11 protein-coding genes are annotated in these 13,039 nt (G+C 62.0%); 3 read left to right on the forward strand and 8 right to left on the reverse strand.

What is annotated here, in order from left to right; translation table 11 throughout:
- Positions 1-67: 67 nt before the first annotated feature.
- The 4 genes from glpX to HB676_RS08880 form a co-directional block, all read right to left on the reverse strand.
- Positions 68-1,066 (reverse strand): class II fructose-bisphosphatase, encoded by a 999-nt coding sequence (glpX, locus tag HB676_RS08865; protein WP_213737375.1) that lies wholly within the window; start codon positions 1,064-1,066, stop codon positions 68-70.
- Positions 1,067-1,245: 179 nt separating this feature from the next.
- Positions 1,246-2,565, reverse strand: coding sequence for a homoserine dehydrogenase (locus tag HB676_RS08870; RefSeq protein ID WP_213737376.1), 1,320 nt, complete (start codon positions 2,563-2,565; stop codon positions 1,246-1,248).
- A gap of 68 nt (positions 2,566-2,633) precedes the next feature.
- Positions 2,634-3,854 carry an LL-diaminopimelate aminotransferase gene (locus HB676_RS08875; RefSeq protein ID WP_213737377.1) on the reverse strand — a complete coding sequence of 407 codons (1,221 nt, stop codon included), beginning with the start codon at positions 3,852-3,854 and terminating at the stop codon, positions 2,634-2,636.
- A gap of 216 nt (positions 3,855-4,070) precedes the next feature.
- The gene (locus HB676_RS08880; RefSeq protein WP_213737378.1) at positions 4,071-4,364 is read right to left on the reverse strand and encodes a hypothetical protein; all 294 of its coding nucleotides are present in this window, start codon (positions 4,362-4,364) and stop codon (positions 4,071-4,073) included.
- A gap of 306 nt (positions 4,365-4,670) precedes the next feature.
- Between HB676_RS08880 and phaC the strand changes: the two genes are divergently transcribed.
- Together phaC and HB676_RS08890 are read left to right on the forward strand one after the other, a co-directional pair.
- Positions 4,671-6,476 (forward strand): class I poly(R)-hydroxyalkanoic acid synthase, encoded by a 1,806-nt coding sequence (gene phaC / locus HB676_RS08885; protein ID WP_213737379.1) that lies wholly within the window; start codon positions 4,671-4,673, stop codon positions 6,474-6,476.
- A 75-nt stretch (positions 6,477-6,551) separates the two neighbouring features.
- Positions 6,552-6,950 (forward strand): MAPEG family protein, encoded by a 399-nt coding sequence (locus HB676_RS08890; RefSeq protein ID WP_213737380.1) that lies wholly within the window; start codon positions 6,552-6,554, stop codon positions 6,948-6,950.
- Positions 6,951-7,074: 124 nt separating this feature from the next.
- Here HB676_RS08890 and argC read toward each other — a convergent pair whose 3' ends face one another.
- From argC to HB676_RS08910, 4 genes are all read right to left on the reverse strand, one after another.
- Positions 7,075-8,064, reverse strand: coding sequence for an N-acetyl-gamma-glutamyl-phosphate reductase (gene argC, locus HB676_RS08895; protein ID WP_213737381.1), 990 nt, complete (start codon positions 8,062-8,064; stop codon positions 7,075-7,077).
- The gene (locus HB676_RS08900) at positions 8,061-8,744 is read right to left on the reverse strand and encodes an FMN-binding negative transcriptional regulator (protein WP_213737382.1); all 684 of its coding nucleotides are present in this window, start codon (positions 8,742-8,744) and stop codon (positions 8,061-8,063) included. Before HB676_RS08900 ends, argC begins: the two co-directional genes overlap by 4 nt.
- 223 nt (positions 8,745-8,967) lie before the next feature.
- A complete protein-coding gene (locus tag HB676_RS08905; RefSeq protein ID WP_213737383.1) occupies positions 8,968-9,960 on the reverse strand; it encodes an MBL fold metallo-hydrolase in 993 nt (330 codons plus the stop codon).
- Between the two features lie 165 nt (positions 9,961-10,125).
- Entirely contained in the window at positions 10,126-10,656 is a 531-nt protein-coding gene (locus HB676_RS08910; protein WP_213737384.1) for a DedA family protein, read from the reverse strand.
- Between the two features lie 229 nt (positions 10,657-10,885).
- Here HB676_RS08910 and parE point away from each other — a divergent pair, with 229 nt between their 5' ends.
- Positions 10,886-12,937, forward strand: coding sequence for a DNA topoisomerase IV subunit B (gene parE / locus HB676_RS08915; protein ID WP_213737385.1), 2,052 nt, complete (start codon positions 10,886-10,888; stop codon positions 12,935-12,937).
- Positions 12,938-13,039: the final 102 nt, after the last annotated feature.

The raw sequence follows: 13,039 nt of genomic DNA on the forward strand, positions 1-13,039 counted from the left end.
CAGACCCGGAATCTCGAGATTCCGGGTCTGGTCCTTCGGACCATCCCGGAATGACGGCGCTTCTTCCTCAATCCAAATGAAACTTCTCGAGCTGACGGTGCTCGGCCTTGATGTAGCGCACAGTGCCGGTCACCGAGCGCATCACCACGGTCTCGGTCTGGATCACATCCTTGCGGAACTTGACGCCTGAGAGCAGCGAGCCGTCGGTGACGCCGGTCGCGGCAAACAGGCAGTCGCCCTTGGCCATGTCTTCGATGCCGTAGATCATGCGCGGATCGGTGACGCCCATCTTGGCGGCGCGCTCGCGCGTCTCTTCGGTGTCGAGGATCAGCCGGCATTGCATCTGACCGCCGATGCAACGCAGCGCCACCGCCGCCAGCACGCCTTCGGGCGCGCCGCCGGTGCCGATATACATATCGACGCCGGTGTTATCGGGATCGGCACAGTGGATCACGCCCGCGACGTCGCCGTCGGTGATGAGGCGAACCGCGGCTCCCGTCGAGCGCACGCCGTTGATGATGTCGGAGTGGCGCGGGCGATCGAGCACCAGCACCGTGATCGCCGAGGCATCGACGCCCCTGGCTTTGGCGAGCCGGCGGACGTTGTCGGCCGGCGAGGCATCGAGTTCGACGACGCCCTTGGCGTAACCCGGGCCGACCGCGATCTTCTGCATGTAGACGTCAGGCGCGTGCAACAGCGTGCCGCCATCGGCCATCGCCATGGTCGCGATCGAGCCCGGCATGTTCTTGGCGCACAATGTGGTGCCTTCGAGCGGATCGACAGCGATATCGACGCGCGGGCCGGCATTGATGCCGACCTTCTCGCCGATGAACAGCATCGGCGCTTCATCGCGTTCGCCCTCGCCGATCACCACGGTGCCTTCGATCGGCAGCTTGTTGAGTTCGCGGCGCATCGCGTCAACAGCGGCCTGGTCGGCGGCCTTCTCGTTGCCATGGCCACGAAGCCTCGCCGCGGAGACCGCCGCGCGTTCCGTGACCCGCACGATCTCGAGCGTAAGCACGCGCTCCAGCAAGAGCTGCGGCGGTACGGAAATATGGGTCGACATCAGCGAACTCCTTTTAAGACTTCAGTGCGGATCTTTCGGCCCGCATATAATCGTTTCTCGCGTCGTTCGTTCAGACCAACGGATCATAATCCGATTAGATGAAATCGGATTATGATCCCATCTCTTTATTTGCGCATGATCTCGTCGGAAAACCGGTTCCCACTTTTCCGGATCATGCGCTAGTTTTTCTCGATCCGTATCACCTGCGGCCGGCCGCTGATCACCTTGTCGCGCTGAACCGCCTGCAGCGCGCGATGGACCGCGTCTTCGCTGGTCGCATAAGTGATCAGGATGACCGGCACCGGCGCAGCTTTCCCCGTTGCGCCGCTGGCGTCAACGCCATCGGGATGGCGCTGCACGATCGATTCAATGGAAATTTTCTGCTCGGCGAGCCGGGTGGCGATGGTTGCGGCAGTTCCAGCCAAATCCCGCGCCATCAGGCGCATGTAATAGCCACCTTCGTGGCGCTCCATCGGCGCCTTTTTGGTCGCGCGCAACCGCGCCTCGGGGCGTCCGAACGGCAGCGCGCGAATACCGCGCGCGACATCGGCGATGTCGGCGACCACGGCCGAGGCCGTCGCCGCACCACCGGCGCCCGGACCGACCAGCGTGATCGGCGAGATGCCCGCCCCATCGATCGTTACTGCGTTGGTGACGCCCATCACCTGCGCGATCGAGGAGGATTTCGGCACCATGGTCGGATGCACGCGCTGCTCGATGCCTTTGGCGGTTCGCACCGCGACCCCGAGCAGCTTGACGCGAAACCCCAGTTCCTCCGCCGCGCGCAAATCTTCCGGCGCGATCGAGGAAATACCTTCGACATAAACAGCGCTCTGCGCAATTTTGGTCCCAAACGCGAGGCTGGCCAGGATGGCGAGTTTCTGCGCGGTGTCGTGGCCATCGACATCGAAGGACGGATTGGCCTCGGCATAGCCTAAGCGCTGCGCGTCCTTCAGGCATTCGGCGAACGACAAACCCTCCTGCTCCATCCGGGTCAGGATGTAATTGCAGGTGCCGTTGAGGATGCCATAGACGCGGTTGATTTCGGTGCCGGCCAGACCCTCGCGCAGGGTCTTGATGACGGGAATCGCGGCGCCGACAGCGGCTTCGAAATTCAACGCGCCGCCGTGCTTTTCGGCTGACTTCGCCAGCCGCAGGCCATGTTTGGCGATCAGCGCCTTGTTGGCCGTCACCACCGATTTGCCGGATTTCAGCGCCGCGTCGATCGCCGACAATGCGGGGTCGCCCGCCCCGCCCATCAATTCGACAAAGCAATCGATGCCGGGATCGCTAGCTAATTCCAGCGCATCCTTGGCCCAGGTAACGCCGCGCAGATCGACGCTACGTTTCTTCGCCTTGGAGCGCGCCGTCACCGCGACCACCCGCACGCCGCGGCCGCAGCGCGCCGACAGAATGCGGCCCTGCTGCTCAATGAGGCGAACGACTTCGGCGCCAACAGTGCCGAGCCCCGCGATACCCACTTTCAGGGGTGCGACCATGACGTGAAAAACCTGCAAGAAAACTTGGAGCCGAACTTAGAACCAGGCATGACCCAGCGGGATCATGCCTAGCGCCGGTTGGCGAGAGGAACCACGTTGTGCAACGTTTCGATGCCGCTTTCAAGGAAGCGGCGCACGCCGCGGGCGGCCTGGCGAATACGTTGCTCGTTTTCCACCATCGCGATGCGCACATAGCCCTCGCCGTGCTCGCCGAAGGCGACCCCGGGCGAGACCACGACGCCGGATTTCTCTACCATCAGGGTCGCGAACTGCATGCTGCCGACGCCACGAAACGCCTCAGGCAATGGCGCCCATGCGAACATCGAGGCATCCGGCGGTGGAATATCCCAGCCGGCCCGGCCAAAGGATTCCACCAGCGCATCGCGCCGCTTGCGATAGGTGTCGCGCATCTCGCGAATGCAATCGTCCGGACCGTTCAGCGCTGCGGTCGCCGCGACTTGAATCGGCGTGAAGGCGCCGTAATCGAGATAGGATTTCACCCGCGCCAGTGCGGCGATGATCCGCTCATTGCCGACGGCAAATCCCATGCGCCAGCCGGCCATCGAAAACGTCTTCGACATCGAGGTGAATTCCACTGTCACATCGATCGCGCCGGGCACCTGCAACACCGAGGGCGGCGGATTGTTGTCGTCGAAATAGACTTCCGCGTAAGCCAGATCGGACAGAATGAAAATCTCGTGCTTCTTCGCGAAGGCCACCAGATCCCGGTAGAAATCCAGGCTCGCAACATAGGCGGTCGGATTTGAGGGATAACAGACCACGAGCGCGAGCGGCTTTGGGATCGAATGGACGATCGCGCGCTCGACCGCCTCGAAGAATTGCGGCGTTGGTTCAGACGGCACCGAGCGGATCACACCGCCCGCCATCAGGAATCCGAAGGCGTGGATCGGATAGCTCGGGTTCGGACACAGGATCACGTCGCCGGGCGCGGTGATCGCCTGCGCTACATTGGCAAAACCCTCTTTTGAGCCCAGCGTCGCAACGATCTGGGTTTCCGGATTGAGCTTCACGCCAAAGCGCCGCTCGTAATAAGCCGCTTGCGCCTTGCGCAGGCCGGTGATGCCGCGCGACGCCGAGTAACGGTCGGTCCGCGGCTTGCCCAGCGTTTCCTTCAGCTTTTCGATGACATGGGCCGGGGTCGGCAGGTCCGGATTGCCCATGCCGAGGTCGATGATGTCGGCCCCGGCATTGCGTGCGGCCGCCTTGGCGCGGTTGACCTGCTCGAATACGTAAGGCGGCAGACGGCGAATGCGGTAGAAATCTTCCATGGGACCATGCTCCGGCAACCAATCAGTACAGAATCGCCAACAGGCTTTGCAACGAATGCGAATTCGTCCTTGTCCAGAAATCGATCTAAATCAAAGATTTAGGGCGAATTCAGGCGCAAAACCGCGTCTTTACCGTGATTTGCGGTTGAATTGGGTTCTTTTACCACGGACGCCCGATCGCGCCAGCCGCAAGATAGCTTGATACGAGCCTTGCGGTTACTTGCCGGTCGAGTCTTTGGCGGATGTAGCCGAAGCCTGACGGTCCCGGGCGGCCACCAATTCGTTCTGGATCTTGGCCCGCTGGGCCGGGTCCATTGCGGTTTCGTCGCGATCCGGCGGAAGCTGGTTAACCGGCAGATAGGCGCCGGCTTCCTTTGGACGTGCCGGTGCATCCGCCGGCGTGCCGACCAACGGCAGATCGGCGATCGACGTCGAGCAGCCGCCAAGGGCCAGCGCTGATATCAGCAGCGCCCCCCAGGCCAAAGCCCGCTTTTTTCGACCAATCGACATGCGTCCGGAAGTCCCCACTTCACCGACGTGAATTTTTCAGTTGTTAACTTCTACCACCGCTGCTGCTTGTTTGATCAATTGCTGCAGCGCCCAAATCCTGGGTGCCAGTCCCAAGTCCCAACCCGAAATCCACCCTCCTCCAAAACCCTTAAAGTCCAAACAAGAAATCGCAGCGTTGGGGCCTCAATATGACAGAACCAAGATAGTTTGTCGCGGTGCAACACGCCAGATGGGTGGCTTGACATCAACACCATCAACGCCGATCTGCGCGGTGACGAACCTGAAATGAACCTATAGTGTCAGGCAATGGCTGACGTCACGACTGAAACCCAGAGCACAAAAAAATTCGAACCCGAAGCGTTCGCGATGAATCTCGCGCGCGCGATGGAGAGCAGCGGACAGGCGCTCGCGGCCTATCTCAAGCCGCGCGAGAACGGCGAAGCGCGGGACAAGCCGCCGAGCGAAATCGGCGAGGTCATCAAGACGTTCAGCGCGGTCGCCGAATTCTGGCTCTCGGACGAAACGCGCGCGGCCGATCTGCAGTCGAAGCTAGCCAAGGCCTATATCGACCTGTGGGGCTCAGCCGTGCGCCGCATGGCCGGTGAAGACGCCAAGCCCGCGATCTCACCCTCGCCGCGCGATAAACGTTTCGCCGATCCCGAATGGAAGTCGAACCAGTTTTTCGATTTCGTGCTGCAGCTTTATCTGCTGACCACGCAGTGGGCGCAGGACCTCGTGCGCAATGCCGAGGGGCTCGATCCGCACACCCGCAAGAAAGCCGAGTTCTACGTCCAGCAGATCACCAACGCGCTGGCGCCGTCGAACTTCGTGCTGACCAATCCGGAAGTGCTACGCGAAACCCTGGCGTCCAACGGCGGCAACCTCGTTCGCGGCATGAAGATGCTGGCGGAAGACATCGAAGCGGGCCACGGCACGCTGCGCATTCGCCAGTCCGATCCATCCAACCTCGTGGTCGGCGTCAACATGGCGACGACCCCGGGCAAGGTGGTGTTCCAGAACGAGCTGATGCAGCTCATTCAGTACGCGCCCGCGACGGAAAGCGTGCTGCGCACGCCGCTCCTGATCGTGCCGCCCTGGATCAATAAATTCTACATCCTCGATCTCAAGCCGGAAAAATCTTTCATCAAATGGTGTGTCGATCAGGGCCTCACGGTATTCGTGATCTCCTGGGTCAACCCGGACAAGAGCCTCGGCAACAAGACCTTCGAGGATTACATGAAGGAAGGCCCACTGGCCGCGATGGACGCGATCGAGCGGGCCACCGGCGAGATGAAGGTCCACACCATCGGCTATTGCGTCGGCGGCACCCTGCTCGCCTCGACGCTGGCGTGGCTTGCGGAAAAGCGCCGCGTGCGTGTGACCTCGGCGACGTTCATGGCGGCGCAGGTCGATTTCACCCATGCCGGCGATCTCTTGGTGTTCGTCGATGAAGACCAGATTTCCGCACTTGAGCGCGACATGCAGGCGGCCGGCGTTCTCGAAGGCAGCAAGATGGCGATGGCCTTCAACATGCTGCGCTCGAACGATCTGATCTGGTCTTATGTGGTCAGCAATTACCTGAAGGGAAAGCCGCCCTCCGCCTTCGACCTGCTGCACTGGAATTCGGATGCGACGCGGATGCCGGCGGCGAACCATTCGTATTACTTACGCAACTGCTATCTGGAGAACCGGCTATCCGCCGGCACCATGGTGCTGGACAACACGCTGCTCGACCTGTCGAAGGTCAAGGTGCCGGTCTACAATCTGGCAACCCGCGAGGATCACATCGCGCCGGCCGATTCCGTGCTCTACGGCTCGCAGTTTTTCGGCGGCCCGGTGAAATATGTGCTGTCCGGATCCGGCCATATTGCCGGCGTGGTCAATCCTCCTGCGTCGGGCAAATACCAGTTCTGGACCAACGACAATATCAAGGACGTCACGTTGACGGACTGGCTCAAGGGCGCGCAGGAGCACAAGGGATCGTGGTGGCCCGACTGGCGCCAATGGCTTGCCAGCATCGACGCGGAGGAAATGCCCGCGCGCGCCGTCGGCGCCGCCGCGCTGCCGCCGATCGAGGATGCGCCTGGCAGCTACGTCCGGGTCCGCGCATAGCGCAGCGCCAAATGTTTGAATATAACAGGCCGTCCCGCCGGGACGGGACCTGTAACCTGGATTGAGGGGAAACCTATGACGCGCGAATTGTTCTGGCTGACGCTGACGGTCATTCTGACGGGAATTTTGTGGATCCCCTACACGCTCAATCGCTGTCAGGTTCGCGGCCTCGGCGGCGCGATGGCCAATCCATCCCGCAACGACAAGCCCCTCGCGGAATGGGCCACGCGCCTGATGTTCGCGCATGACAACGCGATCGAGAACCTCATCTTGTTCGCGCCGCTGGTGCTGATCCTCAACGCGATCGACTACTCGACCCAATGGACCGTGCTGGCGTGCGCGGTGTATTTCTGGGCTCGCCTCGCGCATCTGATCGTCTACACGATGGGCCTGCCGGTGTTCCGCACGCTGGCGTTCGTCGTCGGATTCCTGGCGCAGGCCGTGCTCGCGCTGGCGATTTTCAAGATTGTCTGAAGCCATCGAGTCGGCGCAAAGCGCCGCCCGATGAAGGCTCTACGAAGCAATCCAGCGTCACATAAAACTGGATTGCTTCGTCGCTTTGCTTCTCGCAATGACGGCTTGGGTTGCTGTTCGGTTGCTAACCGGCAAACCCCAACATCAGCCGCATGTTCTGGATCGCGGCGCCGGAGGCGCCCTTCCCCAGATTGTCGAGCCGCGCGACCAAAACCGCCTGCGGATATTTGGGGTTCGCAAAGACATACAGCTCAAGCTTGTTGGTCTCGTTGAGCGCCTCGGGCTCGATGCGTCCGCTCTTGATCGCGGCATCATCAAGCGGCATCACCGAGACATAGGGGCTGCCGGCATAGCGCTTCGCGAGCGCTGCATGGAGCGCCGCGGCGTCCGGCTTGCCCGGAAGCGTGTCGAGATGCAGCGGCACGGACACCAGCATGCCCTGCCGGAAATCGCCGACCGACGGCACAAAGATCGGCCGCCGGCTAAGCCCCGAATAGAGCTGCGTCTCCGGCAAATGCTTATGCTCGAAGCCGAGGCCATAGAGCTCAAACGCCGGTGCGGTGCCACCTTCGAAACTTTCGATCATGGATTTACCGCCGCCGGAATAACCGCTGACCGCATTGATGGTGATGGGATAATCTTTCGGCACGATCCCGGCATCCACCAGCGGCCTCAACAGCGCCACCCCGCCGGTCGGATAGCAGCCGGGATTTGAGACTTTTCGGGCCGCACGGATCTTGTCGGCCTGATCTGGCGCCAGTTCCGGAAAACCATAGGTCCAGTCGGGCGCGACGCGAAACGCCGACGAGGCGTCCAGCACCTTGGGCGCCGCCACGCCCATGCTGTCGATCAGCGCAACGGTTTCGCGCGCGGCATCATCCGGCAGGCAGAGGATGACGAGATCCACCTCCTCCATCAGCGCCAGCTTGGCCTTCGCATCCTTGCGCTTGTCATCAGGGATGGTTTTGAGCGCGACATCGCTTTGCGCGTCCAGCCGCTCGCGAATGCCGAGGCCCGTCGTTCCCGCGGCTCCATCCACGAACACAGTGGGTTGCCGCGAAACGCCTGACGTCAGGGGCTTCCCTTGCGGTTGCTTGGTGTCGATGACAGTCATGACGTGCTCCTTCCATCCGCGGCCACGCTAGCAGGCGTAGATGACATGTAATCCAACTGCGGCCGCAGCGCGACCATCTGCTTTCCAATGGTCTGCGCGGCGACGTCCGGCTGCTGCGTCAACGCATTCGCCACGGCGACGTGATCGACGTCGGATTTGTGCTGGTTGAGCTTGAAACTGCCCTCGATCTCCTCGACCGTCATTACCAGGCCGACGATCGCCTGTTTCATCGCGGCCAATCGCCCCGCCGTCATCTTCGATGACATCCACGGCGGTTTCGGCGCCAGCCAGTTTTCGAATTTGGCGCTGAGCACGTCGAGGTGCGGCCCGAGTTCGCTGTCCGATAATCTGCGCACCGTGCCGGTCAAATGCACTGCCTGATACAGCCAGGTCGGCACCTGATCCGGCGACACGTACCAGTCCGCCGACACATAGGCATCCGCCCCCGTCACCGCCATCAGCCAGGACGAGGTTCCGTCCGCTAGTTTCACCAGCGGATTGTGACGTGCGACGTGGAACGCCATTTGCGGCGTGCCGTCATCGGCAAACGCCAGGTAAAACGGCAGCGATGAGGCGATCGGCCGACTGCCATCCCACGCGCAGACCGTGCCAAATCCGCGCGCTTGCGCGAACGCGAGGCTGGCGGCGCGATCGGACTTGAACATCGGAGGCGTATACATTTCAAACTCCTGCTTGACGTAGGAGCCACCAGATCAAATCGCGCTGCTTGGTAAGGAAATTGCCGCGGACTGGATCCGGCGGCAGGGGCGACAATCTTAAACGCAGACGTCCGCCCATACCGCGAGAATGCGGCGGCGGCGGGCGGCGGAGATGGTCACGGCGTTGATCATGGGCGCGGCTATAAGGCCGCGCCCGGTTTTCGTCAAGATAAACGCAGGCCCATCAAAGACTGGTATTCCATGGCGCCGGCACCACGCGGTAGCCGTCGCCGTCCTTGACCACGTTGCCGATGCCCGGGAACGGATAGTGGAAGCCCTGCACCTGCAGCTTTTCGGCGACGATCATGTCGTAGACCCGCCGGCGGGTCTTTTCCGCGATATCCCCGTCCTGATCGAAGAACGCGTGCCAGCCCGGATTGGCCGCGAACAGATAGGGGTTGTTGGTGACATCCGACTGGATGAACACTTTGCCCGAACCCGATGACAACACATAGGAAGTGTGGCCCGGCGTATGGCCGACGGTCTCAACCGCGAGCAGGCCCGGTGCGACTTCCTTGCCCCATTCATAGGGCGTGACCTTCTTCTTAAGCGCCGCCTCGAAGATGTTGCGGTTGTTCTTGAACAGACCCTTCATCCGGTCGTTCGATGCGCGGCTCATCTCGCCGTCATCCATCCAGAACTTCCACTCGGTCGCCGGCACCAGAATTTCGGCGTTGGGAAATGCAGGCGTGCCGTCAGCATTCAGCAAACCGTTCACGTGATCGCCGTGGAAATGCGAGATCACCACGGTATCGACTGCCTTGGGATCGAATCCTGCGGCCGCCATGTTGGCGGGGAACTGGCCAACCGCTCCCTTGCTCGACTTGAACGCCTCCGGACCATTGCCGGTATCGAGCACCACGAGCTTCGAGCCGGTATTGATCACCAGCGGCGCGAAATAGATCGTGACCTTGTCTTTCGGCTGAAACGCCTTGTCGAGGGCGGCGTTGATCTCGTCCTTTTTCGCGTTCGGCACGAAGGAGTCGGCGAGCGGAAACGTGTTGGCGCCATCGGAAACCGCAGTCACCTGGATGTCGCCGACCTTGTAGCGATAGAAGCTCGGCGCCTGCTTGTCGGCGAGCGGCACAGCGGCGGCGTGGGCGGGGATGTTTGCCAATAGCGGCGCGGCAGCGATCCCGGCGGCTCCAGCCAATGCGTCACGGCGTGTCAGATCCATGTGATGTCCTCCCTTTTGAGACGATGAGTTCGGCAGGTTTTCCGTTCTCGGCATTTTTCACGACAAGTCTTAGCAACGTTTTGCCCGCCGGGCGATGACGGCGAGGCGAAAGCCGGCAACGACATTCAGAAGCGCTAACCCCTCTTCCGCCGCCCTATTCCGATGCTAGATCGTGCGCCATAGCCATTCGGCGATTTGGCCGATCACATCGCCGAACAGCAGAAGGGCGGCCGACCAGATCAACGCCGACACCCAATTGGCGATTTGAAAGCGCCAATACGGCATCTCGAATATGCCGGCCGCGAGCGGCACCGAGGCCCGCAGCGGACCGAAAAACCGTCCGATGAAAATGCTGGGCGAGCCCCATTTTTTCACGAACGCTTCGCCGCGCGGCAGGATGTCGGGATAGCGCGACAGCGGCCACATCTGCGCGACCTGTTCCTTGTATTTGAAGCCGAACCAGTAGGAGACCCAGTCGCCAAGCGCCGCACCGATACCGCCGGCAATCCAGACCGACCAGAAGCTGATACCGCTGGCGCCGATCAATGCACCGATGGCGACCAGCGCGCCCCAGGCCGGGATCAGGAGCGAGATGAAGGCGAGCGATTCACCGAAAGCCAGCAGCAGAACGATCGGTGCCGCCCATGCCTGATGGTCGCGCACAAAATCGGCCAGCGCGCGCGCGAAATCTTCCATGTCGTGAACGCCCTCTCCCGGGAACCGGCCTGTTCGAGGCGCGGAACTTTTCTGCAGCTTCAATGCCCCGGAGCAGGTAAGCCAGCCCTTCCCATCACATCAAGTCACAAAGGTGGGGACAAGGCGCCGGTGTGCGCCGGGCGCCAACCGTCACTATCTAAGCCTATCCGTGGCATAGTCACGGGAACTGATTCGCGCCATCGAAAGCGCATACAACACATGAAAAAACATGCCTAAATCATTGAAATCGAATACTAAAGCCAAAGCCAACGACCTGTTCGGGTCTGAGCCCAAAGCCCGCGCGCCGCTCAAGGTGGCGTCGCGCGCCGCCAGCGCAGAGGCCGGCTACACCGCAGCCGACATCGAGGTGCTGGAAGGCCTCGAGCCGGTTCGCCGCCGTCCGGGCATGTATATCGGCGGCACCGACGAGAAGGCGCTGCATCATCTGTTCGCCGAAGTGATCGACAATTCGATGGACGAGGCGCTGGCCGGCCATGCCGATTTCATCGAGGTCGAACTCGGTGCGGACGGATTCCTGACCATCACCGACAACGGCCGCGGCATCCCGGTCGATCCGCATCCGAAATTTCCGAAGAAGTCCGCGCTCGAAGTCATCATGTGCACGCTGCACTCCGGCGGCAAATTCGACTCGAAAGTGTATGAGACCTCGGGCGGCCTGCACGGCGTCGGCGTGTCCGTGGTGAATGCGCTCTCCTCGCGCCTCGAGGTCGAGGTCGCCCGCAGCCAGAAGCTCTATCGCATGACGTTCGAGCGCGGCCATCCCAAGGGCAAGCTCGAAGACCTCGGCAAGATCAACAACCGCCGCGGCACGACGATCCGCTTCAAGCCGGACACCGACATTTTCGGTGCCAAGGCCACTTTCAAGCCGCAGCGCCTGTTCAAGATGGCGCGCTCCAAGGCCTATCTGTTCGGCGGCGTCGAGATCCGCTGGCGCTGCGACCCCGCGCTGCTCAAGGGCATCGAGGACGTCCCTGCGGAAGCCAAGTTCCATTTCGTTGGCGGGTTGAAAGATTATCTCGGCGCGGCGGTTCATGCCGACACCCTGGTGCATCCGGATATCTTCGCCGGCAAATCCGGCCGCAACGGCGCCCACGGCGCCTGCGAATGGGCGGTGGCATGGACCGCGGATGCCGACGGATTCCTGTCCTCCTATTGCAACACCGTGCCCACGCCGGATGGCGGCACCCACGAATCGGGCATGCGCAGCGCGCTGCTGCGCGGCCTTAAGGATCACGCCGAGCGCGTCGGCCAGGGCAAGCGAGCCGCCTCTATCACCTCCGAAGACGTGATGGTCGGTGCCGCCGTGATGCTGTCGGTCTTCGTGCGTGAGCCGGAATTCCAGGGCCAGACCAAGGACCGCCTCGCCACCGCCGAAGCGCAGCGCATCGTCGAACAGGCCATCAAGGATCCGTTCGATCACTGGCTGTCCGGCAATCCCCTCCAAGCCAACAAGCTGCTGGAATTCGTGGTCGAGCGCGCCGATGAGCGGCTACGCCGCCGCGCCGAAAAGGAAATCTCCCGCAAGACCGCGGTGAAGAAACTGCGCCTGCCCGGCAAGCTCTCCGACTGCACCAACACGGCCTCGGAAGGCTCTGAACTGTTCATCGTCGAGGGCGACTCGGCCGGCGGCAGCGCCAAGCAGGCGCGCGACCGCAAGACCCAGGCGATCCTTCCCTTGCGCGGCAAGATCCTCAATGTCGCCTCCGCCACCAAGGACAAGCTCACCGCCAACGCCCAGCTCGCCGACCTGATGCAGGCGATCGGCTGCGGCACCGGCGCGCATTATCGGGAAGAGGATTTGCGTTACGCCCGCATCATCATCATGACCGATGCCGATGTCGACGGCGCGCACATCGCCTCGCTGCTGATCACCTTCTTCTACCGGCAGATGCCGCGGCTGATCGATGAAGGCCATCTCTATCTCGCTGTACCGCCGCTGTACCGGCTGACCCACGGCAGCAAGACGGTCTACGCCCGCGACGAGGCGCACCGGGACGCGCTCCTGAAGAGCGAGTTCAATGCCAACGCCAAGGTCGACGTCGGCCGCTTCAAAGGCCTCGGCGAAATGATGCCGGCGCAATTGAAGGAAACCACGATGGATCCGGCCAAGCGCACCATGCTGCGCGTCGTGCTGTTGGCCGACGACCGCGAGGGCACCGCCGATTCGGTCGAGCGCCTGATGGGCACCAAGGCCGAGGCGCGGTTTGCCTTCATTTCCGACAAGGCGGAATTCGCCAATGAGGACCTGCTGGACGTCTAGCGGGTCCCTATCGGACACCCAGGGGTATCTGAGGGCCGTTTCGCCCTCCAAACAGGCCAATTTGTCGCAATTTACCGGCTTTTTGGATGAATTTCCTCAGGT

This window comes from Bradyrhizobium sp. dw_411 (assembly GCF_018449695.1).
In the GTDB taxonomy this organism is placed as follows: domain Bacteria; phylum Pseudomonadota; class Alphaproteobacteria; order Rhizobiales; family Xanthobacteraceae; genus Bradyrhizobium.

What these genes read in the sequence shown, in the direction of transcription:
- glpX (WP_213737375.1), bottom strand. Translation starts at nt 1,066, where the DNA reads ATGTCGACCCATATTTCCGTACCGCCGCAGCTCTTGCTGGAGCGCGTG.
- HB676_RS08870 (WP_213737376.1), bottom strand. Translation starts at nt 2,565, where the DNA reads ATGGTCGCACCCCTGAAAGTGGGTATCGCGGGGCTCGGCACTGTTGGC.
- HB676_RS08875 (WP_213737377.1), bottom strand. Translation starts at nt 3,854, where the DNA reads ATGGAAGATTTCTACCGCATTCGCCGTCTGCCGCCTTACGTATTCGAG.
- HB676_RS08880 (WP_213737378.1), bottom strand. Translation starts at nt 4,364, where the DNA reads ATGTCGATTGGTCGAAAAAAGCGGGCTTTGGCCTGGGGGGCGCTGCTG.
- phaC (WP_213737379.1), top strand. Translation starts at nt 4,671, where the DNA reads ATGGCTGACGTCACGACTGAAACCCAGAGCACAAAAAAATTCGAACCC.
- HB676_RS08890 (WP_213737380.1), top strand. Translation starts at nt 6,552, where the DNA reads ATGACGCGCGAATTGTTCTGGCTGACGCTGACGGTCATTCTGACGGGA.
- argC (WP_213737381.1), bottom strand. Translation starts at nt 8,064, where the DNA reads ATGACTGTCATCGACACCAAGCAACCGCAAGGGAAGCCCCTGACGTCA.
- HB676_RS08900 (WP_213737382.1), bottom strand. Translation starts at nt 8,744, where the DNA reads ATGTATACGCCTCCGATGTTCAAGTCCGATCGCGCCGCCAGCCTCGCG.
- HB676_RS08905 (WP_213737383.1), bottom strand. Translation starts at nt 9,960, where the DNA reads ATGGATCTGACACGCCGTGACGCATTGGCTGGAGCCGCCGGGATCGCT.
- HB676_RS08910 (WP_213737384.1), bottom strand. Translation starts at nt 10,656, where the DNA reads ATGGAAGATTTCGCGCGCGCGCTGGCCGATTTTGTGCGCGACCATCAG.
- parE (WP_213737385.1), top strand. Translation starts at nt 10,886, where the DNA reads ATGCCTAAATCATTGAAATCGAATACTAAAGCCAAAGCCAACGACCTG.